At 67.6% G+C, this 23,252-nt stretch carries 24 protein-coding genes and 3 pseudogenes; 20 read left to right on the forward strand and 7 right to left on the reverse strand.

The window, feature by feature from the left end:
• Positions 1 to 275: 275 nt before the first annotated feature.
• Positions 276 to 807: pseudogene (locus ACFY01_RS44600) on the forward strand (lamin tail domain-containing protein).
• A 305-nt stretch (positions 808 to 1,112) separates the two neighbouring features.
• On the opposite strand, the gene ACFY01_RS44605 reads toward ACFY01_RS44600, so the two are convergent.
• Entirely contained in the window at positions 1,113 to 1,580 is a 468-nt protein-coding gene (locus ACFY01_RS44605) for a hypothetical protein (protein WP_390741506.1), read from the reverse strand.
• A gap of 456 nt (positions 1,581 to 2,036) precedes the next feature.
• Between ACFY01_RS44605 and ACFY01_RS44610 the strand changes: the two genes are divergently transcribed.
• Complete coding sequence (locus ACFY01_RS44610) at positions 2,037 to 2,261, forward strand: DUF6207 family protein (RefSeq protein WP_390741507.1); 225 nt, start codon at positions 2,037 to 2,039, stop codon at positions 2,259 to 2,261.
• A gap of 93 nt (positions 2,262 to 2,354) precedes the next feature.
• Here ACFY01_RS44610 and arsM read toward each other — a convergent pair whose 3' ends face one another.
• Complete coding sequence (arsM, locus tag ACFY01_RS44615) at positions 2,355 to 3,248, reverse strand: arsenite methyltransferase (protein ID WP_390741508.1); 894 nt, start codon at positions 3,246 to 3,248, stop codon at positions 2,355 to 2,357.
• Between the two features lie 106 nt (positions 3,249 to 3,354).
• Between arsM and ACFY01_RS44620 the strand changes: the two genes are divergently transcribed.
• The 4 genes from ACFY01_RS44620 to ACFY01_RS44635 all read left to right on the forward strand — a co-directional run bounded on the left by ACFY01_RS44620 (position 3,355) and on the right by ACFY01_RS44635 (position 6,051).
• Entirely contained in the window at positions 3,355 to 3,726 is a 372-nt protein-coding gene (locus ACFY01_RS44620) for an ArsR/SmtB family transcription factor (protein ID WP_390741509.1), read from the forward strand.
• The gene (locus tag ACFY01_RS44625) at positions 3,723 to 4,457 is read left to right on the forward strand and encodes an aquaporin (RefSeq protein ID WP_390741510.1); all 735 of its coding nucleotides are present in this window, start codon (positions 3,723 to 3,725) and stop codon (positions 4,455 to 4,457) included. The genes ACFY01_RS44620 and ACFY01_RS44625 overlap by 4 nt, the downstream gene beginning before the upstream one ends.
• Positions 4,458 to 4,488: 31 nt before the next feature.
• On the forward strand, positions 4,489 to 4,911 hold the full coding sequence (locus ACFY01_RS44630) for an arsenate reductase ArsC (protein ID WP_390741511.1): 423 nt from the start codon (positions 4,489 to 4,491) through the stop codon (positions 4,909 to 4,911).
• Between the two features lie 606 nt (positions 4,912 to 5,517).
• Positions 5,518 to 6,051: a hypothetical protein gene (locus tag ACFY01_RS44635; protein WP_390741512.1), complete on the forward strand. Its 534-nt coding sequence runs from the start codon at positions 5,518 to 5,520 to the stop codon at positions 6,049 to 6,051.
• 159 nt (positions 6,052 to 6,210) lie between these two features.
• Here the strand turns inward: ACFY01_RS44635 and ACFY01_RS44640 are convergent, their stop codons facing one another.
• Positions 6,211 to 6,510, reverse strand: coding sequence for a transposase (locus tag ACFY01_RS44640; protein WP_390741529.1), 300 nt, complete (start codon positions 6,508 to 6,510; stop codon positions 6,211 to 6,213).
• Between the two features lie 671 nt (positions 6,511 to 7,181).
• On the opposite strand from ACFY01_RS44640, the gene ACFY01_RS44645 reads away from it, so the two are divergent.
• From ACFY01_RS44645 to ACFY01_RS44685, 9 genes are all read left to right on the forward strand, one after another.
• The gene (locus ACFY01_RS44645) at positions 7,182 to 8,096 is read left to right on the forward strand and encodes an NAD-dependent epimerase/dehydratase family protein (protein ID WP_390741513.1); all 915 of its coding nucleotides are present in this window, start codon (positions 7,182 to 7,184) and stop codon (positions 8,094 to 8,096) included.
• Positions 8,097 to 8,271: 175 nt separating this feature from the next.
• Positions 8,272 to 8,676 carry a Dabb family protein gene (locus ACFY01_RS44650; RefSeq protein ID WP_390741514.1) on the forward strand — a complete coding sequence of 135 codons (405 nt, stop codon included), beginning with the start codon at positions 8,272 to 8,274 and terminating at the stop codon, positions 8,674 to 8,676.
• A 416-nt stretch (positions 8,677 to 9,092) separates the two neighbouring features.
• Entirely contained in the window at positions 9,093 to 9,290 is a 198-nt protein-coding gene (locus ACFY01_RS44655; RefSeq protein WP_390741515.1) for a hypothetical protein, read from the forward strand.
• Positions 9,291 to 9,304: 14 nt separating this feature from the next.
• Positions 9,305 to 9,673 carry a nuclear transport factor 2 family protein gene (locus ACFY01_RS44660; protein ID WP_390741516.1) on the forward strand — a complete coding sequence of 123 codons (369 nt, stop codon included), beginning with the start codon at positions 9,305 to 9,307 and terminating at the stop codon, positions 9,671 to 9,673.
• A 932-nt stretch (positions 9,674 to 10,605) separates the two neighbouring features.
• Entirely contained in the window at positions 10,606 to 11,304 is a 699-nt protein-coding gene (locus tag ACFY01_RS44665) for a LuxR C-terminal-related transcriptional regulator (RefSeq protein ID WP_390741517.1), read from the forward strand.
• A gap of 250 nt (positions 11,305 to 11,554) precedes the next feature.
• Complete coding sequence (locus tag ACFY01_RS44670) at positions 11,555 to 11,680, forward strand: SDR family oxidoreductase (protein ID WP_390741518.1); 126 nt, start codon at positions 11,555 to 11,557, stop codon at positions 11,678 to 11,680.
• A gap of 11 nt (positions 11,681 to 11,691) precedes the next feature.
• The gene (locus tag ACFY01_RS44675; protein ID WP_390741519.1) at positions 11,692 to 12,345 is read left to right on the forward strand and encodes an NADPH-dependent F420 reductase; all 654 of its coding nucleotides are present in this window, start codon (positions 11,692 to 11,694) and stop codon (positions 12,343 to 12,345) included.
• A 120-nt stretch (positions 12,346 to 12,465) separates the two neighbouring features.
• Positions 12,466 to 12,858, forward strand: a complete 393-nt coding sequence (locus ACFY01_RS44680) for an ester cyclase (protein WP_390741520.1) — start codon at positions 12,466 to 12,468, stop codon at positions 12,856 to 12,858.
• A gap of 96 nt (positions 12,859 to 12,954) precedes the next feature.
• Positions 12,955 to 13,641: an SDR family NAD(P)-dependent oxidoreductase gene (locus ACFY01_RS44685; RefSeq protein WP_390741521.1), complete on the forward strand. Its 687-nt coding sequence runs from the start codon at positions 12,955 to 12,957 to the stop codon at positions 13,639 to 13,641.
• Between the two features lie 336 nt (positions 13,642 to 13,977).
• Here ACFY01_RS44685 and ACFY01_RS44690 read toward each other — a convergent pair.
• Positions 13,978 to 14,142: pseudogene (locus tag ACFY01_RS44690) on the reverse strand (transposase); the annotation flags it as partial.
• 57 nt (positions 14,143 to 14,199) lie between these two features.
• Here ACFY01_RS44690 and ACFY01_RS44695 point away from each other — a divergent pair.
• The 3 genes from ACFY01_RS44695 (at position 14,200) to ACFY01_RS44705 (ending at position 16,212) form a co-directional block, all read left to right on the forward strand.
• On the forward strand, positions 14,200 to 14,586 hold the full coding sequence (locus ACFY01_RS44695) for a DUF427 domain-containing protein (protein WP_390741522.1): 387 nt from the start codon (positions 14,200 to 14,202) through the stop codon (positions 14,584 to 14,586).
• 110 nt (positions 14,587 to 14,696) lie between these two features.
• Positions 14,697 to 15,941 (forward strand): ergothioneine biosynthesis glutamate--cysteine ligase EgtA, encoded by a 1,245-nt coding sequence (gene egtA / locus ACFY01_RS44700; protein ID WP_390741523.1) that lies wholly within the window; start codon positions 14,697 to 14,699, stop codon positions 15,939 to 15,941.
• A gap of 34 nt (positions 15,942 to 15,975) precedes the next feature.
• Entirely contained in the window at positions 15,976 to 16,212 is a 237-nt protein-coding gene (locus tag ACFY01_RS44705; protein WP_390741524.1) for a DUF6300 family protein, read from the forward strand.
• Positions 16,213 to 17,042: 830 nt separating this feature from the next.
• On the opposite strand, the gene ACFY01_RS44710 is transcribed toward ACFY01_RS44705, so the two are convergent.
• Positions 17,043 to 17,948, reverse strand: coding sequence for a LysR family transcriptional regulator (locus tag ACFY01_RS44710; RefSeq protein ID WP_390741525.1), 906 nt, complete (start codon positions 17,946 to 17,948; stop codon positions 17,043 to 17,045).
• Positions 17,949 to 18,075: 127 nt separating this feature from the next.
• Between ACFY01_RS44710 and ACFY01_RS44715 the strand changes: the two genes are divergently transcribed.
• Entirely contained in the window at positions 18,076 to 18,810 is a 735-nt protein-coding gene (locus ACFY01_RS44715; protein ID WP_390741526.1) for an SDR family oxidoreductase, read from the forward strand.
• Positions 18,811 to 18,915: 105 nt separating this feature from the next.
• Here the strand turns inward: ACFY01_RS44715 and ACFY01_RS44720 are convergent.
• Positions 18,916 to 19,204, reverse strand: a pseudogene (locus ACFY01_RS44720) (IS5/IS1182 family transposase); the annotation flags it as partial.
• Positions 19,205 to 19,767: 563 nt separating this feature from the next.
• Positions 19,768 to 20,640 (reverse strand): TetR/AcrR family transcriptional regulator, encoded by an 873-nt coding sequence (locus tag ACFY01_RS44725; protein WP_390741527.1) that lies wholly within the window; start codon positions 20,638 to 20,640, stop codon positions 19,768 to 19,770.
• Positions 20,641 to 20,777: 137 nt separating this feature from the next.
• Here ACFY01_RS44725 and ACFY01_RS44730 point away from each other — a divergent pair, with 137 nt between their 5' ends.
• Complete coding sequence (locus ACFY01_RS44730) at positions 20,778 to 23,000, forward strand: MMPL family transporter (RefSeq protein WP_390741528.1); 2,223 nt, start codon at positions 20,778 to 20,780, stop codon at positions 22,998 to 23,000.
• Positions 23,001 to 23,252 lie beyond the last annotated feature (252 nt).

A 23,252-nucleotide genomic window follows, 5' to 3' on the forward strand; every position in this document is an offset into this window, starting at 1 on the left:
CAATCCGAAAGCATTTTCTTTGGTCAGCACCACCGCCATGGCCATGACCTGCGGAACGGCATCCCCGCGTTGGGGGGGCACGCGTATGCCCGGCTACCGGTCGGCGAGGAGGTGGTGACGTAGCACCACTACGGCCGCATCCAGGGCGCCCGGCTGCGGCAGCCGGGCATTTCGTCCTGCGTACGGACCGCAGGGTGTGGCTGTCGGCCGACCGGCCGCCGACCCACACACCGCACCCCTCGTGCTCGAGGCCCAATGGCCTTGGCCTGCCGGGGATGTGGACCGGCCCTGAGGGGGATCCTGTGTCCGTTTCCGTTTCTGTGTCCGCCCGTCGTGTCGCCGCTGCCGCTGCCGCGGCTCTTGTGGGCGCGGTGGTGCTGCCGGCATCGGCCGTCGGCCACGACCACGACCGCGACCGGGGCCGTGCGCAGCGTCAGCATATGGTGATCAGTGCCGTGCAGTACGACTCCCCTGGACGCGACGTCCGCTCCACCCGCTCCTGGAACAGGGGGGCGGGGGGAGGTCACCGGCAATGCCCGTCAGGAGGTGAATCTGGAGGGGTGAACGCTGTCGGACGAGGACGGCCACACCTACACCTTCCACCACTACCGGCTGGAGGACCGTTCTACGGTCCGTATCCACACCGGCGAGGGCCGTGACAGGCACACCGACCTCTACCAGGACCGCCGCCGGTATGTGTGGAACAACGACCACTACACCGCCACCCTGCGCAACGTCCGCGACCGCCTCGTCGACGACTACTCCTGGGGCCGCGGCCACCACGACCGCCACGACGCCCGCCACTGACCCACCCTGCCCGTGCGCCGGCGACCACAGCCCCCGGCACACGCCAGCCCCTACCTTGCGGCGCGCCCCTCGTCCGCAGGGCGCGCCGCAGGTCTGCCGGGGCGGGGGCAAGGAAGCCCTACCTCGTGGGCTCCTGCCAGGCATCCGGCCCGCCGCTTCTGTCAGGCGCCCCCGTCTGACGTTCCCGGACTGTCGGTTGACACTTTCGTCGTCAGTCGACACATCGCCGGGAGGTCCTCAGCGCCCGCGGCAAGATCGTCAGTCGCGCCCCGGGTGCAATGGCGCTTCGACTGTGGCGTGGACGCTCACCCCAAGGTGAACGGTCCACCACCGTTCGATGCACCTGAGGTGTTGTCGTGGACGAAGTCGTAGACCTCGTAGCCAGAGCCGAGCCAGTACCAGTTGCTGGAGATCGTTTGGTGGGAAGGGACGTTCCTCGGGTCCCTGAGGTCCAAGGTGCCGTTGTGATAACGGGCGAAGGAGACAGTGCAGGCGTGGCCCCAGGACTCGGCCACCATCTGGAAGAACTTGCCGCTGCGGTTGAGCCATACCTTGCAGTCGCCAGCTGCCCTGTCGGTGCCCCACCAGTAGCTCTGCGTGTGGATGTCGCCCGGGCCGGTGCTGCTGACCTGGTCGGCCACTGCGTGCTGCTGGGTAGGGGCCGGAGCCTGCGGTTCGGTGGTGGCGAAGGCGTTGGTGGCCGGCCCTGAGACCATCGCTACGGCGCATACAGCGGTGCCGAGAGCGAGCGCGGAACGCCTGAGTGCGGTCATCCTCGATTTTCCTTTCAGACATGCGGATGGGTGGACACCAGCCGCGATGAACCGACGCCTTGCGGGCTGCGGCGGTGTGCTTGTGACATCGAGTTCAGCGGCCTTGGAATTGAATGGGCAGCCGGTTCTGCCGCTCTGATCAATGGACGCGTTGCAGGTGAGGGGCACCGCGTTGCCCCGTGACCGAAGACAACGGCTCATGACTGCCCTCCTGTTACGGGCTGCGTAACGTCCGGGTGGTCGCGCCGCGTCCACGGGGAGGCGGACGCCTCGGGCAGTTCGGCCCCGGGGGCCGGGCACTGTACGAACCGCGCCCTGGCGATCCGGCCCGCTGGGACTGGGGCGGCGACAGCCTCTGACGGTCCACCACTCGGTCGGGTGAAGACAGGGCAGGAGTGGAACCCGCCCAGGCTGCCTGGGCGTAGTGCTGTACACGGACCCATCAACGAGGTGCACGTGAGTGAGCCGGGCCTGGTCGTCGTCGACGTCGCGGCCGCCGACGACGCCACTGCCCTGGCCTTCCAGCAGCTGCTCGCGGACCGGTGGGCTACGGCGACAGCGGAGCACACGACGCGGGACGTCGGCGAGCCCGGCGTGCGGCTGCGCTGCTACCTGGACCTGCGCCAGCCGGTCCTCCCGGCCGTGACACCGGACGCACCCTTACCGCGCGTCAGAGCCTGATTGCACTCTTCTCGTGTGCGGTGCGCCCGAGTCAGGGCGGATACACGAGCAGGGGAGGGACTGGACGCGAGCAGGGCCTCTGCTCGGGTGGCGTCAGTGCTGGCAGCCGCAGCCGGATGCCGTCTTGGCCTCAGTGATGGTCAGGGCGGGGTCGGCGGGGGTCTCGCCGGGGGTGCAGCAGGCGCTGACGCCGCAGCATGCGTCGGCCGACCGCGTCGCTTCGGGGGAGGCGTCTGCGGCCACCGGCTTGGTGGCTCGGACGATGGCGGAGTGCATGCCGTCGGCGACCTGGTGGGTGGGGGTGATCTCGATGCTCGTGAAGCCGGCGGCTTGTAGCCCTGCCTGGTATTCGGCGAAGGAGAGGGCGCCTGCGATGCAGCCGACGTAGTCACCGCGTTCGGCGCGCTGGTCGGATGTGAGGGTGTCGTCGGCGACGACGTCGGAGACGCCGATGCGGCCGCCGGGCTTGAGGACGCGGAAGGTTTCGGCGAACACGGCCGTCTTGTCGACGGACAGGTTGATCACGCAGTTGGAGATGACGACGTCGATGGTGTTCGCGGGCAGCGGGATGGATTCGATGGTGCCCTTGAGGAACTCGACGTTCGTCGCGCCTGCCCTGGCGGCGTTGGCCAGGGCGAGGGCGAGCATCTCGTCGGTCATGTCCAGCCCGTACGCCTTCCCCGTCGGGCCGACGCGGCGGGCGGAGAGCAGGACGTCGATGCCGCCGCCGGAGCCGAGGTCCAGGACGCGTTCGCCTTCGCGGAGTTCGGCGACGGCAGTGGGGTTGCCGCAGCCGAGGGAGGCGGCGACGGCTTCGGCGGGCAGGGCGTCGCGTTCGTCGGCTGCGTAGAGGGTGGAACCGAAGTTCTCGTCGACCTCGACGGGCTGCGGCCCGCAGCAGGCGGCGTGGCCCTCGGTGACCTTCACGGCCGCCGCTGCGTAGCGCTGGCGGACGGTTTCACGCAGGGCGGTGGACTGCTCGCTCATGACTCACTCCTGGGTGACGGGGCATGGCGGTGCCCCGGGATCGGCTTGTATTGATGTTCTTTGATGCAACCTTGCGCCTTGAATTGAAAAACGTCAACATAGAGCCATGTCGAAACAAGAGCTTGAGGTGATCGGCCAGGCCGACGCCTGCTGTGACGGTCTCGCGTCCGCGCCGCTGGACGATGAGCGCGCGGCTCAGCTGGCGAAGGTGTTCAAGGCCCTCGGCGACCCGGTCCGGCTGCGGCTGCTGTCGATGATCGCCTCGCGGGAGGGCGGCGAGGTCTGCGTGTGCGAGATGACGCCCGCCTTCGACCTGTCCCAGCCGACCATCTCCCACCACCTCAAGCTCCTGCGCCAGGCCAGCCTCATCGACTGCGAACGCCGCGGCACCTGGGTCTACTACTGGGTACTGCCCGGCGTCCTGGACCAGCTGGCCGCATTCCTGACCACGCCGCAGACCGCAGGAGCCAGCGCGTGAGCGCATCCCTCGGCCGCCGCGTCGCTGCCGAAGCCCTGGGAACCGGGCTCCTGGTCACGGTCGTCGTCGGCTCCGGCATCCAGGCCACCGAACTCACGCCGGACGTGGGCGTGCAGCTGCTCGCCAACTCCCTGGCCACAGTCTTCGGCCTGGGCGTGCTCATCCTGCTCCTCGGGCCGGTCTCCGGCGCGCACTTCAACCCCGTCGTGACCCTCGCGGCCTGGTTCACCGGCCGCCACACCGCCGACGGGCTCACCCTGCGGGACGTCGCCGCCTACGTGCCCGCCCAGATCGCGGGGGCGATCGGCGGAGCGGTCCTGGCCGACGCGATGTTCGCGAAGCCGCTGGTGCAGTTCTCCACCCGCGACCGTTCCGCAAACCATCTGTGGCTGGGCGAGGTCCTCGCCACGGCCGGGCTGATCCTTCTGATCTTCGGCCTGGGCAGGATCGGCCGCGCCTCACTCGCCCCGCTCGCGGTGGCCGCCTACATCGGGGCCGCCTACTGGTTCACCTCCTCCACCTCGTTCGCGAACCCGGCAGTGACCATCGGCCGCGCCTTCACCGACACCTTCGCCGGCATCGCCCCCGCCTCCGTCATCCCCTTCATCGCGGCCCAGCTGCTCGGAGCCGCGCTCGGACTTGGCGCCGTCGCGGCGGTCTACGGCCGTCCCGCTCCCGCTTCAGACAAGGTCGTCGTCCCGCACGGCGAAACCGAACTCGCCTCCTCCTGATCTGCCCCGCTCCCGAGAAAGACTGCCTGCCATGAGTGCTCCCGCCCCGCATGTGTCGGTGCTGTTCGTCTGCGTCCACAACGCCGGCCGCTCCCAGATGGGCGCCGCCTTCCTCACCTACCTCGCCGATGGGCAGGTCGAGGTCCGCTCGGCCGGCTCCGCCCCCGCCGACACCGTCAACCCGGCCGTGGTCGAAGCCATGAAAGAGGTCGGCATCGACATCTCCGCCCAGCAGCCGAAGATCCTCACCACCGGGGCCGTGCAGGCCTCGGACGTGGTGATCACCATGGGCTGCGGAGACACCTGCCCGGTCTTCCCCGGGAAGCGGTACCTGGACTGGCAACTGGACGACCCGGCGGGCCAGGGCGTAGACGCCGTGCGGCCCATCCGGGATCAGATCGAGCAGCGCGTACGCGGCCTGCTCGCCGAACTCGGCATTCCGTCAGCGGCATGACCTCTACGGCAGACGGCCCCGTTCAGAAGCAGTCTTCCGAACCCCAGGCAGGTCCTCGCCACCGGTGCTTCAGTGCTCCAGCAGGCGGCTGAGTCCGTTGGCCGTGAGAACGGTTTCGACAGGGGCGCTGGTGGCGGCGTGGTGACCCCGGTCACGTCGAGATAAAAGCGGCGAGCGCCGGACTCGATGGAGGCGACGACGACGTCACAGAGGGAGGTGACGCTGTGCACGTCGAGTTCACCGGCGAGGGCGAGAGCGAGGGTGAAGGTGTCCCCGCTGGGAGGACGTATGGGCTGGATATTCAGCCGCGGGTCCGATGGATGTATTGCAGCGCGGTCCATATAACGCCTCCGCCGCCGCCTCAAGCCTTCCGCAAGGTATGACGCAAATGACCGGTATGTCACCGGTGAATTCTGTATCCAACCCGTGATGCTTGATCGCTGGGATGCGGGGCAGGAGGCGATCTGTGCCATCCATGCCTTCCGACCTGCTCGTGCAGGTTCGGCATGCTTTGAGGCAGGCGGGGTTTCAGCTGGTCGCTGAGGATGCGGAGGACGGCAGGCCGGGGCTTGCAGTGACGCAGGTGCCGGCCGGGGTGCTGGTGCGGTGGACGGCCTCGGACGGGTTCACCTCGCTAGCGAAGGACCAGCCCGGAGCCTGCTGCGCCGCTTCCTTGACCGCGAACTGTCGGCCGGCGCACACTCGTTGCGCAAGAACTACCGCGCCCGGTATCACGACGACCAGCTCCTGCTGCCCGGCCCGGGCGTCGGCACGGAGGCCAGCACCGTCGGCACCGCAATCGACTACCGGCTGCGCCTGGCCTTCACCGCCGTCAAGCCCGTCGACCCGGTCGCGATCCTTGGCATGTTGCACCTCGGCATGGACGGCGCCGGCCAGAGGATGCGCGCTGTGGGCAAGCTCGACAACCGCGACCTGCCCATAGACCGGGATCAGGACGAAGAGGAGGACCTGGCCCGTCTGCTGCTCGCCGCGGCCAGGCCATGGAGATCAAGCGCCGCCGCACCCACCGCAAGACCGGCAAGGCCGAGACGAAGACCGTCTACGCGGTCACCAGCCTGCCGCACGAGCATGCCAGCCCGGCACAACTCGCCGACTCGTGCAGGACCACTGGTCAGTTGAGGCCCTGCACCACATCCGAGACGTCACCTACAGAGAGGACGCCTCGCGGATACGTACCGGCACCACACCTCGCGCAATGGCAACCCTGCGCAACCCGGCCATCGGACTCATGCGCCAACAGGCTGGACCAACATCGCCGTCGCAGCCGACCACGACAGGTCACGCCCCCAACACGCAACCGCCATGCTCCCGCTCACAGCGTGAGAACGCATCGCCCTTGGGCCACCCAGGAGAACGGCAGCCCACCGGCCACGCGCCCTGCAGCATGGCGATGCCCAGCTGCGGCTTGGTGGCGAAGGCGACCTCGTCGGGAACTCCGGCCGCGTGGCATCGCTCACGATCGCCGGTCCAGGACTGCGGCAGGTACAGACGCCGGTCGTAGAAGGTGTGGCCACTCGCGGCGGCATAGGTGAGCATCACCATGACTTGGCAGTTGCGGACGTCACCGGTCGTCCGCAGCGCTGGTGGCCGACCCCGACGGTCTTGTCACCCTTCTTGATCACCTGGGTGTCGTCCAGCACCAGCGTCGTGAGCCTGCACCTCGGCCAGCAGTCCGTCCGAGCTCCAGGACGCCTCGCCCAGAAACTTCTGGATCCGGTGTGGGGCGCTATGCCCGGCTCGCCCTGCCATCGTCCAGCCGTTCTTCCGACCCATCTCAGACAGCAGCCCATCGATCAGATCGGCGAACACCTCCTGCGGCTCCGACCGGGCGAACCGATGCTCCAACCCGTCCGTCAGGGCAGCCAGTTCCTCTGCCCCCCCTCAACGTGCCCCACCCTCACATCCATCAGCATGACCGGACAACGGTCAGCACCGATCACCAGTCACAAGATCTGAGGTAGTACCTGACAGTGTTAGAAAAATCTATGTCTGCCAAAGCGCAGCGAGTCCCGGCTAGCGTCACGACTCGTGCGACACCACCGGTGACGAAGTACGAAGACGGACGACGAGATTGATACGAGCCCTTAGCTCACTGACGGGCGGCAGCATACGGCAACGTGAAGACCGCCGATCCGAGGTCTGCCCTGCGGCCCAAGCTCAGGCCGATTAGTTTCCACAACGACCACCGGCGAACTTTGTTCTGAGTCTTTATCGAACCTGGGACGCCTACCTATGTGAAAGAGCCCAGCATGGCCATACATGTCGTTATCGGTGCCGGTTCCATCGGCACGAATGTCGCTCGCCTGCTCGCCGACCGCGGTCAAAGCGTCCGGATTGTCACGCGCAGCGGCTCGGGCCCGGAGTATCCGCTGGTCGAACGGGTCGCCGCGGATGCTTCCGACCCGGACCGCTTGACCGAACTGTCTCGCGGCGCAAAGGTGATCTATCACTGTGCGAACCCGCCTTCCTACACAATGTGGGAGCGGCTGTTGCCGCCCATACAGAATGCGGTCATCGCAGCCGCGAAAGCAAACGGGGCCGTGCTGGCAATTACTGGCAGCATGTACGCTTACGGCCCGCAGCCTGGCGGTGTGATGAACGAATACACCCCCATGGCCGCCACTGGGCCTAAAGGCCGTCTCCGTAAACGGCTGTGGGAGCAGGCCCTTAGCGCCGGAGTCCACACTGTGGAGGTTCGCGGGTCCGACTACATCGGTAGGGACTCGAATGGTCTGTATTCCATAATCATTGAGCCGGCGATGAAGGCGGCCCGAGCAGCCTGGGTGCCTGCCGATCTGGACGCGCCACATACCTTCACCTTCAACGGAGACATGGCTCAGGCCTTGGTCACACTGGGAAACGATGAGCGTGCGTGGGGTCAGGCGTGGCATGTGCCGTCGCCACCGGCCATCAGCATCCGTGAACTGGCGCGGCGCTACGCCGCCGCTGCAGGCCGGCCCCCGGTCAAGCTGATCCCGTTGCCACGCGCGGCAATGCGCACAGCTGGGCTTTTCATGCCGTCAGCCCGTGAAATGGCCGAAATGGACTATCAGTGGTACTCGCCGTTCCTCATGGACGCCTCAAAAACAGCTGACACCTTCGGCCTCACCGCCACCGACCTGGACATCGTTATCAATGATCAGGTGAGCGCGGCGGCGGCTTGACCCCGCCTCCCGGGTTCGACAGCAAACAGCGATTCCGGCACCGCGCTTCGTCATGACACGTCCGGTGAATCGGCCCTTATCGCATTCGAGTGAATCCTGCGATGAGGCCCACCATCTGGGCTGTGTCGTGTAAGGCATCCCTCTTCGGCAGTAATAAACAACGACAGGAGTAGCCATGATCTACCACATCAACCGCGCGAAGGCCAAGGCCGGAGTCACCCCCGAGCAAATCGAGACTGCCTTGGAAAGTTGGCGCAACCAAGGACGGTCCAACCCGGCCGTGAAGTCTTTCATCGTTGGCCGCGATCTCGGCGGGGACTTCGACTACAGCTGTGTCTTCGTCGTTGAGGACCTCGACGGCCTCTACGAGTACCTGACCCACCCCGCGACTATCGGGACTGACCATTTGGGCCTGGCGCTGCTCGAACGCCTCGACATCTTCGACATCAGCGACGACGACGATCCTGACCTGTACGCGAAAATCGAAGAACTGCACCGCCGGCGCAGCGCCCTGAACCCCGAGATTCCCGGCATGCTTTCGGATGTCCCGGACTTTCGCGGCGCCGGCGCGAACGACTAATCAGCACGTCACGGCCGGCAAGTATACGCAGCAAGGCGCACGGCACCTGCGCTCGACGCAATCATCGTAGAGCATATGTCATCCGACTTCGTCACCAGCAGAGAGAGATGATGTGAATTTCTCGAGCAAGACGCTGGCACGCTGCTAGTGTCTTACGGCATTGTTCGGCCTGGTGTTTAGCTTCTCAAACGCCGATCGTAGGGTTTGGATCTCGCTGGCATCGTGGGGCTTCCTCGTCGGAGCCGCTGTGTTACTCGCTGTCTTTGTACTCTGGCGACACCATGCCGCGTATCCCTTGTCGCCGCTGCTGATACTGCGCGACCGCGACCGATCCGCGTCGTTTGTCGCGGTTGACGTATTATGTGCAATCAACTCTCGGATTCTCACCGGTCAGGACCGGCGTTGCTTTCCTGTAGATGATCGCAACGCTGATATTGGCCGCGCAGCTGGGAAGCAACGTGTTTGTTGCACGGTTCGGCCCGAAGGTCGTGGTTTCGCTCGGCATGCTGCTGGCGGCGACCGCGCTGGTGCTGCTCACCCGGCTACAGGTGGATAGCGGTCACACCGCTCGCTTACTACTGCCGCTCATATATCGAATTACGCGCAATTCTTGAGAAGGAGCATTTCTGTGCAACTAATTGACGCGGTAGATCGCCTTTGTGACGCCATCAATTCGCATTCAGTGCAACGAGTCGCCAACTGCTTCACTGCCGACTACGCGGCGGAGGTGCCGCACCGCCCTGCAGAGAGTTTTACTGGGCGGGAGCGTGTGCTGATGAACTGGTCCTTGATATTTACCCGAGTGCCCGATCTGCGAGCAAGTGTTCTGCGGACAGCGGTTTCGGGGGCCGAGGTGTGGTCCGAATGGGAAATGAGTGGAACTTCTCCTGAGGGACTACCCGCTCTCTTGGTCGGACCTGTAGTAATGACCGTCCGCGACGATCGGATAAATTGGGCTCGTTTCTATGTGGTTCCGGTCCCGCCCGTCTCATCCTAAGGTAACCAATCAGGTCAGTTGATCGCGGATACCCACGGTCGGCCGGATGCCAATTGTGCGAGCGCGTCGAGCAGATTGATGCCGTATTTGGTGGCGGTGGCGAGGTAAGAATGCAGATGGCAGAAGTGTTCCGCCGGTCAGGTCCGCATGCCACCGGAGATCTTCTGCCGGCTTTGACCATGCGGACTTCCCGTTCGGCGGCGTTGTCGTCAAACGGGAAACGGTGACAGAGCGGACCGGCACCACACCATCGCCCGCTTCGCACTCCCCGTCTCAGACACAGGGGAAACCGCAGCTCGCGGCGGCTCACTCCGCGTTTTTGGAGCTCGGCCAGTTTAGTCGGCGATCGCGTGACGGTTGCGGGCCAGGATGTCGATGCGCTCGGTCAGACTGTCACGCTCTCGTTCGAGAGCCGCCACCGTCTCGGATGTGACGCCTTAGAAGTCGGTCGGATCGCGCGGTGATTGCAGGCAGGGAAGGATGGATTGCCTGCGTCGCCAGGACCGCGTTGAGCATTTCTCGGATCTACTGGACGCGGCCCAGGGCTGCTTCGCTGTAGTCACGGTAGTTGTTGGGCTGTGGGTCGAAGTGATCAAGCTCTTTGCCTCGTAGAACCGCACCTGTCGCGGAGACGCGCCACGGGGTGGGCCTGTGGGCTGGCCATCACGATGCGGCACGCACACACCCCTCGCAGCGCGACACTCACCGCCATCCACCGAGCCCTCGGTGCTGACTGAGCGCGCGGCGGCATCCGGCGAAGATGTGGCCCAGACCGCAAGAAACGATGCAGCTTCGATAACCGCAGCGTTAACCTGGCCAAGCTGAACGAAACGGTTTCGTTCAGGATAGAAGGGCGGTGACTGAGCACACACCCGCTCGCAGCGATCACAGCCCGCGCCGATAGTGCGCTTCCCGTTGGGAGAACGTCCACCATGACCTCCGTACTCATTGTCAATGAGCAGTCCTTGCAGCGCCGCGGACTGCGCATGCTCCTGGCGGGGGAGCCCGGCCTGACTGTCGTCGGCGATGCCTCGAGCGGGGCCGAGGCGGTCCGCATGAGCGCCGTACTGTGTCCCGACGTCGTGGTGATGGACAGCCACATTTCCGACTCGGACGGCACCGAGACCATCCGCCGCATCACACAGCCTCCCACCCTCCTCCGGACCCCCGAACTCTCCAGAACGCATGGGAACCGCCCACGCGTGCTGATCCTGACCCCCGCCAGCCACGAGCAGCGCGCCTACGCCGCCCTGCGCGCCGGTGCCGGTGGATTCCTTCTCCACGACGCCACCCCCGGCGAACTGACCGCGGCCATCCGTGCCGTGGCCGCCGGAGACGCCGTCATCACCCCCGGCCTGACCCGCGCTCTCATCGACACCGTGCGACAGTTGCAACCCGCCCTCCCTGCCGGGCGGGAAGTCGGGATCGGCACGCTCACCGAGCGGGAGCGTGTCGTGCTCACCGCCGTCGCCTCCGGTTGGTCCAACGCCGAGATCGCTGCGTGGCTGTCCATCGCCACGACCACCGTCAAGGCCCATGTCAGCAGCATCCTCGCCAAGATCGGAGCCCGCGCCCGTGTCCAGGCGGTGGTCTTCGCCTACGAATCGGGCCTGGTGCGGCCGGCCGCCTGAACAGCCCGAAGGCCTGCTGCCACAGCCTCCATCTGGTCGACCGCTGTCGGAGACAAGAATGGGGACGTCGGCCATGCGGAGCTCGGCCTGTACGCGGCGACCAAGGCCGCCACGCGCTCGTTCGCCCGGGCTTGGGCAAAAACAGCTCAAGGGCCGCAGCATCCGGGGTCAACACCCTCACTCCCGGCCCAACCGACACCCCGCCCTGGCGGGGCTGACCCCCGACCCGGAACGTTTCAAGCAGCACCTGGTGCCGCTGGGCCGGCTCGGGCGCACGGAGGAGGTGGCCGCTGCCGTGGCCTTCCTGGCATCCGAGCAGAGCAGCTTCATCGCCGGTTCGAGCCTGTACGTCGACGGCGTCCTGAACCAGATCTGAGAGGCGGACCCATGCCCACCATCGGGATCATCGGCGCTGGCGAGGTCGGCAGCCAGATCGCCCGAGCGGCCCTGACCCACGGCTACAACATCGTGATCGCCAACTCGCGCGGACCGGAAACCCTGCAGCATCTGGTCGCGGAACTCGGCCCGTCCGCGCGGGCCGCCCGCGCCGCGGACGCTGCAGCCGCCGGCGATTTCGCCGTCGTGGCCGTCCCGTTGAAATTGGTCAACAACCTGCCGGTCGACGCCCTCGCCGACAAGATCGTATTGGATACGAACAACTACATGATCTGGCGCGACGGTCACTTCGCCCGCATCGACTCCGGCGAGACGACCGTACTCGAGCTGCGCCAGGAGCACCTGCCCGCCTCCCGGGTCGTCCAGGCATTCACCCATATCCAAGCTCCCCGCATCACCACCGCCGGCCGCCCCGCGGGCGCCCCCGACCGGCTGGCGCTTCCGACCTCCAGCAACTTCCCCGACGCCGTCGACCTCGTGACCCGGCTCTACGACCAGTTCGGCTTCGACACCGTCAACAACAGTCCATTGAGCGCCTCGTGGCGCACGGCCCCCGGTCAACCCGCCTGGACCGCGCTGGCGCACCAAACGCGCGACGAGCTCATTGCCAACCTGAGCCGAGCACAGCGCCGTGCTCCGACGTGACGCTGACCGGCGGGCCCCCTCCGCAGCCGCGGCCGTCCGGCGCGGCCGCGGCGGGCATTCCCGCTCTGCCCCTCCACCCGCGGCCCCGATCCGGAGCCACCCCACAGAAAGGCCTCTGACATGTCCGACAGTGATCTGCGCACGTTCTACCAGCGCTACCTCGAAGCGCTCAACGCCCACCAATTCGATGCCATGGACGCATTCATCAACGACCAGACCACGTTGAACGGGGAGCCCGCCACCCGCGACGACCTCCTGGCCGTGCAACGGCAGGACGTGGACGCGGTACCGGACTTGCACTGGGAGTTGCAGGAACTGCTCTTCGACGGTGACCGTCTGGCTGCGCGCCTGGTGAACACCGGCACCCCCGTGAAGCCCTGGCTCGGCGTGGCTCCCACCGGCGCTTCGTTCGAGATCACCGAGTACGCCATCTACCAAGTCCGCGACGGGCGGTTCGTGCACATGACCGCCCTGCACGACGCCGGTGAACTGCGCCGGCAGCTGGCCGGCTGACCTGCAAGCTCACGCCTGCCCCACCTAGACATGTCCGCCTAGACATGTCCGCATACCGACAATGGCCCGCTCGGGCACTTCACTTGCGAGGATCGCATGACCATCACACTGATCACCGGGGCCAACAAGGGCATCGGCTTCGAGACCGCCCGACAGCTGCTGGCGGTGGGCCACGTGGTCTACCTCGGCGCGCGGGACGTCGAGCGCGGACAGCAGGCCGCCGCGGCCTTGGGCGCGAGATTCGTACAGCTCGACGTGACCGATGACACCTCCGTGCACAGCGCGCTGGCGGCCATCGACGCAGCCGAGGGCCGGCTCGACGTCCTGGTGAACAACGCAGGCATCTTGGGGGACGGAACCCTCGACGGCCCCACCGCCCTGGGCGCCTTCGACACCAACGCGGTCGGCCTCGTGCGGGTCACGGAAGCGGCGCTGCCCCTGCTGCGCAAGTCCGCGAACCCCACCGTGGTGACCGTCTCCAGCAGCGCCGGATCCTTCTGGGCCGTGACCAACCCGGACCGTCCGGAGTACGGCTTGCCGCTGGCGCTGTACTCGGCGTCCAAGGCCGCCGCCACCATGCTCACCGTCCAGTACGCCAAGGCCCATCCCAGCATCAAGTTCAATGCCGTCGAACCCGGCACCGCCGCGACGGACCTGACGGCGGCCTTCGGTGTCGGCAGGACGCCGGAGGAGAGCGCGAAGGTCGTCGTACGTCTCGCCACACTCGACGCGGACGGCCCGACCGGCACCTTCCAGGACGAAAACGGGGAGGTGCCCTGGTAGGACAAGCGCGGCCGGGAGGGCCCAGCCGGGCCCAGGTCGGAGGGGCACCGGCCACATCCATGCGGTTTCGCTTCCCCTGCGGGCGAGCGGCGCCGGACACATGCTCGACGTCGCGCACGCCGACCGCCTCGCCCCGCGCATCCACGGCAGAGCGCTCTTCGCCATGGACCTCATCGCCCGCCACCCACACGGACGAGCTGCTGTCCAGCATGCAGTGCATGGTGCGGACCCTCGCCGCCGCGGGCGAGGGTCCGGCGCGAGCGCTGGTCGGCCGGACCCGAAGCGAGGGCATGAAGCTGACCGGTGCGGTGGTCTGCCGCAGCAGATGTGCCGCTTGCGGGGGTGGTACCCGAGCACTGGGGGGCGGCGCTGGTCACGGATCTGCCCGACGACGTCGGCCGCAGCCAGCGGGCCATGAACCCGTAAGAGGTCCGCCACGGCGGGAAGTCCTTGGGCAGGGCGCCTCCACTTGCATCCGGTATTACATCCGAGAGACACAGCCGTCGGGGCAACCTGTGACTAAATTTTCCCGCAGTTCAAAAATGAAGGAGAACGTTGATGTCCCGTGAGAAGAGGATCCCTGGGCCGGACCACCCCATTGCGGTCGTCGAGAACTCCAGTCTGATCCGGGTGGTCACTCGGGACGGCGGGAAGGTCGTCGCCGAGACGACCTCTGCCGTAACGCTGACCGAGGCCGGCTATCCGGCCGTTCATTACATCCCCCTGGCCGACGTCGACCAGGCACTTGTGGAGCGGACGGGCTCCCACACCTACTGCTCGTACAAGGGCGAGGCGTCCTACTACAGCCTCGTCACCCCCGAGAAGAAGATCGCGGACGCGGTGTGGTTCTACGAGGAGCCGTTCGAGGCCGTGGGGGCGATCGCCGGCCGCGTCGCCTTCTACCCCGAGCACATCGAGATCACCTCCGAGGCCGTCTCCAACTGACGGCCCCGCGCCCGGGGTGGAGCGGTTTCCCCCTCGACACGCCGCTCCACCCCTGCGCCCAGCCCGACACCCACCTGACCCGCACCAGATTGTGCGAGAGGAGGACAGAAATGACCGAACTGACCCTGGAAGAGGTGGAAGCGTATGTGCTCGGCGTGTGTTTCAGGACCGGCCCCCCTGAGCGGATTGGTGTGGAGACGGAGTGGCTGGTCCAGGACCACCACAACCCTCTGCTGCCGATATCCGTCGACCGGCTGAACGCCGCCCTCACGCCGATCGAGGTGACAGGCGCCCTGCCCGGGGGCAGCAGACTCACCCGTGAGCCGGGCGGCCAGCTGGAGCTGAGTTCCCCGCCAGCCCTCTCGCTCGGCGCGTGCGTCGAGATGATGACCGCGGATCTCGCCGTGCTGCGCACGACAGTCGAGCAGGCCGATCTGGCACTCGTCGGCCGGGGCCTCGACCCCTATCGTGAACCGCCTCGCGTGCTCGACCACCCCCGCTACCGGGCCATGGAGAGCTTCTTCGACCGCGAGGGCCCCTGGGGCCGCGACATGATGCGCCGCACCGCATCCGTACAGATCAACCTGGACTGCGGCGAGGACTCCCGCGGCATCGGCGGCTACCGCTCCCGCTGGGAACTCGCCCACCGTATCGGTCCGGTGCTCGTCGCCGCCTTCGCCAACTCCCCGATACAGGACGGGTGGCCCACCGGGTGGCTGTCCAGCCGGCAGGACGTCTGGTCCCGGATGGATGCCGGTCGTACCCGTCCGCCCTTCTATCACTCCGACCCACGTGTGGCCTGGACCCGCTATGCGCTCGACGCGCAGGTGATGTGCATACGGGGCGACCTCAACGGGGACTGGTCCGCGCCCTCCGGCTTGACCTTCCGCGCCTGGCTGCGGGGCGTACCCGAGCTGCGGCCGCCGACCCTGGCCGACCTGGACTACCACCTCAGCACTCTATTCCCGCCGGTCAGACCGCGCGGCTGGCTGGAGTTGCGGATGACCGACGCGCAGAACGGCGAGGACTGGGTCGTGCCGACTGTGCTGGCCGCGACGCTCCTGAACGACACGGTGGCGGCCGATGCCGCCTACGCGGCAACCGAGCCACTCTGCCGGGACTCGCAGCGGCCCGTCCCCTCCCACGACGTCTGGCTGCGGGCGGCCCGCACCGGCCTCGACGACCAGGACCTCGCCAAGGCCGCCCGCGCCTGCTTTGCCGCGGCCGACAGCGCCCTCGCCGTTCCCGGCACCCCGGCGGTCCTGCGGCATGCCCTGACTGATTTCGCCGAGCGCTACACGGAGCGCGGCCGTTCCCCCGCCCATGACCATCTGGACGCGCTCCGCCGCACCTGAGCCCCGCAAAGGCATGACATGACGAACGCCCGGGGTGGCGCCGCAGGACGGCGAACACGGGCGGCCGATCCACCGGGAGCTGTGCCCGGTGTGCGACACCGGCGACGTGCACCGTCCGGCGGCCGGCTTACTCGTGCAGTGGTTCGCCAACGACGGCGGCCGTGACGAGAGCCGCGTCAAGGAGGGCTCACACCTGCTGATGGAGTGGACGAAGGAGTGCATGGCCGCCCATGGCTGGTACTTGCAGGACGCCCTGCCCGACCAGCCCTGAGCTGTCATCGGCAGAAGCTGCCGGGCGCGCAGTGCCGCCGCGTCGTACGAGCAGCGCGGCCGCCGGGTCGAACTACTCTTGGGCGTGGCGACAATGTACGACTACCCCGGCGACCTCATCGCAGAGCAGCAGGAACTCACCCAGGTGCGGGCCGACCTCACCGCCCTGTACAAGCGGCTGCCCTACTCCGTCGAACTGATGGAGGCCTGGCAGCGCGCCCTGAGGGCTACTGGCTCGCCACCTCCCGCGCGTACCCGGACTCGCCGGGCTGGTCGGAGCATGAGCAGAGGGAGGTCGCCGCGCTGGGCGAGCGGGAACGCGACCTCACCGCCGCGATCACGCACGCCTTCTGGAACGACGTCGCCGGACCCGCACGGGCGTTGAGCTGGGTGGTAGCCAGGGTCGGGGCTTGGGTGATATGCCGTTGCGGGCCTGGCCCAGGCTCCGAGGGTGGGGCGGATGAGTTCCCAGCGGGCGTCGGACAGGTCGCTGGGGTAGGGCCGTGAGGGCTGCATGATGTCTGGGTATGCGGTGGCGTCCGGCCTGAGCAGGGCGTGTGCGGGGGGTGCCGGGTGCATCGGGGCGGGCGTATTTGCACCCGGACCCGGACCAGGTGGTCGCCCGGCAGGGGGTTCGGAGAACGGACCCTCCTGCTGCGGCAAAGTTCTCGCCCGAACGGTGACCAATTCTTCGAGGCGGACCGACCGGGTCCTCGGAGGCGATCAGGGGGACATGCTGAGCCGTCGGCAGGTCCTGGAATCGGAGGGCCGGGGCGGTAGCCGCAGCAGCACCACCGAAGACCGCCCTCAAGACCCGCTCTTTCCGGGTGATCAGAAGGAAGGTGGCGGGCTGGTCGGTGTGGCCATTCGGATTATCTCGCGGACTCCCACAGGTACGTGCCGCCGGTCGTAGAGGAGCAGCGTGCGGAGCGGGTCCTCGTGCGCCAACGGAACGAAGGCCACCTCGGCGGGTGCGTACCGGGACATGCTTGACGGCAGCACTCCCACGCTCAGGCCGGTCGCGATCATCGCGAGTTGCAGGGTGACGTCGTGGACCTCGGCGAACTTGAGCGCCTGGAATCGGGTGCGTTGGCACAGGCCGTGGATCCCGAAGGGTTGCCCTCGCAGGGCGTCCCGAGTGATCACGCTGAAGCGCTCGTCCGCGAGGTCCGCCAAGTGCAGTACCGCGCGCCCGGCGAGAGGGTGGTCGCGGTGCAGCGCGACGGCAAGGGCTTCTTCCGCAAGTTGTACCGCCTCGATCTGCGGGGGTCGCGATGGTGGGGCGAGTCCGCTCGCCAGCGCGAGTTGGATCGTCCCTTGTGCCAGTTGGTCGAGAGTGTCTTCGAGACGGGTCTCCCGGATCTGGAGTCGGATGCGGGGCCGGTCGGTGGCGAACCGTCGCAGCAGATCGGCCAGGTGCACAGGTGGAACCGCGGGGGCCAATCCGATCGTGAGCATGCCCCCCTGTCCCCGTGTTGCCGCTTTCCCTGCTTGGACGGCGAGTTGACTGGACTCCAGGGCGTCGCGTGCGTGCGAGAGGAAGGCCGCTCCGGCCTCGGTGAGCAGAACTGTGCGGCCGTCCCGGTGCACGAGCTTCAGGTCAAGCGTCGCTTCGAGCCGCTGCAGTTGCTGGGTCACCGCGGGCTGGGCGATCCCCAGCCGTTCGGCGGCACGACCGAAATGCCTTTCCTCGGCAACTGCGACAAAGCAGCGTAGCCCTTTCATCGAGATATCCATAACGAAATATTATCACGGCAATATCAGAACATGATTGGACAACGGGGAGGGTTCGCTCGTAGGCTTTTTTCTGGGTCCGACGACGCCGGAAACCGATACGAAGCATGGAAATTAAAGGAGATGCCCTGTGGGTCTGAATCAGAGCGTGGCGCTCGTCACGGCTTCTTCGCGGGGAATCGGCCGGGCCATTGCGTTGCGTCTGGGGCGGGACGGCGCAAATGTAGCGGTCAATTACCACTCGAATGAGGCCGCCGCGCGGGATGTCGTCAGGGAGATCGAGGAATGGGGCAGCAATGCCGTGGCTGTGCAGGCCGACCTCGCCGTGCCGGGCGATGTCACCCGCCTGTTCGAGGAATCGGTCGCCGCGTTCGGTGGTCTCGATATTGTCGTGAACAACGCTGGCATGCGGGCCTTCGGGTCCATATCCACCTTCTCTGTCGAGGAGCTCGACCGGCTGCTGGCCGTCAACGTCAAGGGGACCTTCCTGGCGATGCAGCAGGCGGCGAACCTCGTTCGCGACGGGGGTCGTATAGTCAACATCTCCACGGGGCACACCAAGGGACCGAGTCAACGCGTCGCCGCGTATGGCGGCAGTAAAGCCGCGATGGAGTATTTCGGGCACGTGCTGGCCAAGGAACTAGGGAACAGGAAGATCACGGTCAACGTCGTGCTTCCGGGCTTGACCGACACCGACGGCCTGTCACCGGAATTCCGGGCGAACGCCGACGCGTTCATCGCCCGGACCCCTCTCGGACGACTCGGGCGCCCCGAGGACATCGCCGATGTCGTCGCCTTCCTCGCGAGTGACGACGCGCGCTGGGTCACCGGTCAGACGATCGCGGCCGCCGGCGGCCTCGTCTGAGAGAGCGGGTCGTGAGGTCACCGCGTGGGTGACGGCCGTGGGCGGACGTCGTCTGCGTGCGGTCGGCTGTGATGGCGGCCGAGACGTCAGTGGTCACAGCAAAGAGGGACGCCTTGTCGGACGGCCCCCCTTTGCGGCGTGGCCCCACTGCCCGGGGTGATCAGCACGCCGAGTGGGCGGCGGGCGTCCGCCCTCACCGGCAAGGTGGATCTTGCAGGTCAGGCCGCCCCGTGAGCGTCCCAGGCCCTCATCGGGGCGGTGCTGCAGGGGCGTGTATCTTTTCCCGGAAGCTGCGGGGTTTCTTACGTGCTCCCGCAGCGTGTTGGGAGGCCGCCCTCGAAGGACTCGACGCCGCGGCCCGCAAGGGCAACCACGGCGGCCGGCCCCGGTCATCACCGACGACATGATCCACACCGTGCTCCGCCGCCGCGGCAACGGCGAGACCGTCGAGGACATCCAGCCCGACCTGCTCATCCCCACCGGCCGCCGCAAAAAACAGAGCCCCAGCCTCTCCAGCATCTACCGGGCACTGGCCGAGCACGAGATAGACCCAGGCGTACCCGGAGGCTGTCGATACGGCGCCCACGGACTTCGCCACCCTCTAGCAGCGCAACCACAGCCTCAAGTAGTTACTCAGAGCTACACGCCAGCTGGCGGTAGCTATACGAGAACAGAGCCGATACGGGGCGAGCGGCATACAGCCCTTTCCCGGCCGGCCTGTGGTCCGACCCGTTCCGCGCCCCGGTGAGTTCACTCAGTTCAAGCGGCTCCGTATGGCCCGAAGCACGCCTCGACCGTCCAGCGGCGGCCGGCCACCCGGTGCTGCCGGTCGGGCCTCTGCCAGGAGGCGGACTTCGGCCCTCGCCCAGTTGCGGACGCGCGGGCCGTGCGCGCCGTTGCCGCACGAGCGGCGCTTCTGACGCCACCGCCCGGACGCGCGTCACATCTGGACGCACCTCACACCGCACCGGCTTCAACGGCGCCCGCGCTCCCTGGGATTCGCCGGTGGATGTCCGCGAGCATGTTGCGCATCGCAAGGTGGAAGAGCTCAGCCTCGTGGTCCCCGAGGAACGAGGTGTGTCCGAACACCTCGAGGACGACCATGCCGTGCATGCGCCCCCATGCCTCCATGAGCAGGGCGATCGCGGGCGGCGGGAGGACTCCCGGCCCGTCCGGGGGCAGATGGTCCAGGTAGGCCCGGAACTGGGGCGAGAGTCGGGGCATGTCGGCCGCCGCGAGCTGCTCCAGGCTGAAGCCGCCGAAGAGCTCACGCTGGAAGATCGTACTCATCCGGCGGGCGGCAATGGTGGAGGCGCCGTCGGCCGGGGCCGCATATCCCCGCAGCGGTGTCCCGAACAGGAGCTTGAACCGCTCTGGATGGTTGACGGCCCAGCGCCGGTAGCCCTCGGCCGCATCCAGCAGACGCGACACGAACGGCCGGTCCGCCACCGAGTCCGCCGCAGTGCCCCCAGCGCCCGCAGCCGAGTCGGCCGTCGAGTCGACGGCGGCCTGGACGGCGGCGAACAGGTCCTCGTACCCCTTGGTGACGAGCATCGTGACGAGGGCATGCCGGTTGGGGAAGTAGTGGTAGAGCGCCTGCACGGTCATGCCGAGGCTGCGCGCGACGGCCCGCAGGGACAGCCCCTCAGGACCGTGCTCGGTGATGTGCAGTTCGGCGGCGTCCAGGATCTCCCGCACCGCTGTGGCCCGCCGCCGCTCCCGCAGCGTGGGCGGCGCAGATGAGGCGGATCGAGCGGCCGGGGCGGAGGGAGCAGACGGCGCGGACGGAGCAGACGGGACGGCGTTCTTCGGCCGTTCGGGTACGGGCATGCGCCCACCCTACGGTGCACCTCTGACACCTGACCATAAAACGAGCACTGTCAAGTAAATCTCGCACTGCCAACTTCCCCATGGCCTCCCCTAGCGTCGTCGCGTCCCAACCCATTGATCCTCAAAGGAGATTCCGCGTGTTCGAACGCATAGCCGAGCTGGCGATCCGCCGGGCCCGGCTGGTACTCATCGTCGCCGTCGTGGCGACAGCTCTCATGGGTGCCCTCGGTAGCGGCGCCTTCACCAAGCTGCTGGGCGGCGGTTTCGACGACCCGGCTTCCCAGTCCACCCGGGCACGCGATCTCATCGACAAGAAATTCGGCGGCGAGACCAACCTCGTGCTGCTGGTCCGCGCCGGCGACGGCCGGGTCGACACCCCGTCTGCCGAGCAGAACGGCAAGGCACTGGTCGCGAGCCTGAAGAAGGAGAAGACGCTCGCGAACGTCGTCTCGTACTGGGACACGCGGAGCGCCCAACTCCTGTCCAAGGACGGCCACGAGGCCATGGTCCTCGCCCACGTCAAGGGCGACCCGACCCAGCAGCAGAAGAACGCCACGAACCTGCTCGACGACTACGACGGCACGTACAACAAAGCCCTCACGGTACGGGCCGGCGGGGTGGCCGCCGTCGGCAACGACATGTCGACGCAGGTGGTCGAGGATCTTGAACTGGCCGAGCTGATCGCGATCCCGCTGACCCTCATCCTGCTGCTGTTCGTTTTCGGCAGCGTGGTCGCCGCGATGCTGCCGCTGGCCATCGCCGTCATCGCCATCCTGGGCTCGTTCGCCGAACTGTCCCTGCTCGCCGACGTCACCAGCGTCTCGAACACGGCGACCAACCTCACCACGGCTCTCGGCCTGGGGCTGGGCATCGACTACGGCCTGTTGATGATCAGCCGGTTCAGGGAACAGCTCGCGACCGGCGCGAGGGTGGAGGACGCCGTCCGCCGGACGGTGCACACCGCCGGCCGCACCGTCGCGTTCTCCGCCTCCACCGTGGCCGCCGCACTCGCGGCGCTTCTCGTCTTCCCGCAGTATTTCCTGCGCTCGTTCGGCTTCGCCGGGGTCGGCGTCGTCGCCATCGCGGCCGTCAGCGCGCTGTTCGTCATGCCACCGCTGCTCGTCGTCCTGGGGCACCGGGTCAACAAGGGGCAGATGCCCTGGACGAAGACCGCGAACGTCACCACGCGCGTCTCCATGTGGGCGCGGCTGGCGCGTACCGTCATGCGGCGGCCCGCGCTCACCGCGCTGCCCGTCCTCGCGGTCCTGCTGGTGGCGGCGAGCCCGCTGCTCGGCATCACCTTCGGCACCCCGGACGAACGCGTGCTGCCCAAGGACGCCGAGAGCCGCCAGGTCTCCGCGACGCTCCGGAAGAACTTCAACGGCAACGACAACGCCGCCCTCCAGATCGTCATCGGCCAGAACGGCCAGAACGTGGACAAAGCCCCGTTGGAGAAGTACGCCGATCAACTGTCCCAGCTCAAGGGCGTGGTACGGGTCGAGACCAGCACCGGAACCTACACCCACGGGCAGGAATCGGCGGCCGGTCCCGGCAGCGCCAACCTCAGCCGCCCCGACGGCCAACGGATCAGCGTCGTCAGCTCCTTGACGCCGAAGTCCGACGCGGCACAGAGCCTGGTCGGCGACGTACGGGCGCTCACCCCGCCCCCCGGCACCCACCCGCTGGTGGGCGGCATCGACGCCGAACTGGTCGACGCCAAGCACTCCATCAGCGGCCAAATCCCGCTCGCCATCGGCCTGGTCGTCCTGACCACGTTCGTCCTGCTCTTCCTGTTCACCGGCAGTATCGTGCAGCCGCTGCGCGCCCTGGCCCTGAACGCGATCACCCTGGTGGCGACGCTGGGCATCATGACCTGGATCTTCCAGGAAGGCCATCTCTCCTCCCTGCTCGGCTTCACGGCGCAGCCGATGGAGATGTCGATGACCGTGCTGATGTTCTGCATCGTCTTCGGTTTGTCGATGGACTACGAGGTGTTCGTCACCAGCCGGATCAAGGAACTCCACGACCAGGGCGAGGACACCGAGTCCGCCGTCACCAACGGCCTCGGGCACACCGGGCGCATCGTCACCGCCGCCGCCTGCCTGCTCGCGGTGAGCTTCTTCGCCTTCGGTACGTCCAAGCTCAGCTTCATGCAGATGTTCGGCCTGGGCAGCGGGCTGGCGATCCTGATCGACGCCGTCGCCATCCGCGGTGTGCTCGTCCCGGCCGCGATGCGCCTGCTCGGCGGCTCGGCCTGGTACGCGCCCGGCTTCCTGCGCAGGTTCCACAGCCGGTTCGGCCTCAGCGAAAGCGCGCCCGAGCCCGCTGCCGCGCCCGAACCCGCAGTCTCACGGGGTTGACTCCGGCCCACAGCGTCCTGCCCGGCGCGGAGTCCGGCCGGGGCGATACCGCCCAGCGGGCCGCGAGCCTGCTGACGAGGCAGCGCCCCTGGCCGTTCTCGGCGCGCGGATGATCCAGGGCGCACGGACCGGCGGGGGGGGGGGGCGCGGGCCCCCCCCCCCCCCCGGCCCCCCGCCCCGGCCCCCCCCCCCAGGCCCCACACCCCCCCCCCCCCGGGGGGGCCCCACCCGGGGCGCCGGCCGGGGTAAAGA

This window comes from Streptomyces sp. NPDC001480, assembly GCF_042894725.1.
GTDB lineage: Bacteria > Actinomycetota > Actinomycetes > Streptomycetales > Streptomycetaceae > Streptomyces.

What these genes read in the sequence shown, in the direction of transcription:
- ACFY01_RS44605 (WP_390741506.1), bottom strand. Translation starts at nt 1,580, where the DNA reads ATGACCGCACTCAGGCGTTCCGCGCTCGCTCTCGGCACCGCTGTATGC.
- arsM (WP_390741508.1), bottom strand. Translation starts at nt 3,248, where the DNA reads ATGAGCGAGCAGTCCACCGCCCTGCGTGAAACCGTCCGCCAGCGCTAC.
- ACFY01_RS44620 (WP_390741509.1), top strand. Translation starts at nt 3,355, where the DNA reads ATGTCGAAACAAGAGCTTGAGGTGATCGGCCAGGCCGACGCCTGCTGT.
- ACFY01_RS44630 (WP_390741511.1), top strand. Translation starts at nt 4,489, where the DNA reads ATGAGTGCTCCCGCCCCGCATGTGTCGGTGCTGTTCGTCTGCGTCCAC.
- ACFY01_RS44645 (WP_390741513.1), top strand. Translation starts at nt 7,182, where the DNA reads ATGGCCATACATGTCGTTATCGGTGCCGGTTCCATCGGCACGAATGTC.
- ACFY01_RS44650 (WP_390741514.1), top strand. Translation starts at nt 8,272, where the DNA reads ATGATCTACCACATCAACCGCGCGAAGGCCAAGGCCGGAGTCACCCCC.
- ACFY01_RS44655 (WP_390741515.1), top strand. Translation starts at nt 9,093, where the DNA reads ATGATCGCAACGCTGATATTGGCCGCGCAGCTGGGAAGCAACGTGTTT.
- ACFY01_RS44665 (WP_390741517.1), top strand. Translation starts at nt 10,606, where the DNA reads ATGACCTCCGTACTCATTGTCAATGAGCAGTCCTTGCAGCGCCGCGGA.
- ACFY01_RS44675 (WP_390741519.1), top strand. Translation starts at nt 11,692, where the DNA reads ATGCCCACCATCGGGATCATCGGCGCTGGCGAGGTCGGCAGCCAGATC.
- ACFY01_RS44680 (WP_390741520.1), top strand. Translation starts at nt 12,466, where the DNA reads ATGTCCGACAGTGATCTGCGCACGTTCTACCAGCGCTACCTCGAAGCG.
- ACFY01_RS44685 (WP_390741521.1), top strand. Translation starts at nt 12,955, where the DNA reads ATGACCATCACACTGATCACCGGGGCCAACAAGGGCATCGGCTTCGAG.
- ACFY01_RS44695 (WP_390741522.1), top strand. Translation starts at nt 14,200, where the DNA reads ATGTCCCGTGAGAAGAGGATCCCTGGGCCGGACCACCCCATTGCGGTC.
- egtA (WP_390741523.1), top strand. Translation starts at nt 14,697, where the DNA reads ATGACCGAACTGACCCTGGAAGAGGTGGAAGCGTATGTGCTCGGCGTG.
- ACFY01_RS44710 (WP_390741525.1), bottom strand. Translation starts at nt 17,948, where the DNA reads ATGGATATCTCGATGAAAGGGCTACGCTGCTTTGTCGCAGTTGCCGAG.
- ACFY01_RS44725 (WP_390741527.1), bottom strand. Translation starts at nt 20,640, where the DNA reads ATGCCCGTACCCGAACGGCCGAAGAACGCCGTCCCGTCTGCTCCGTCC.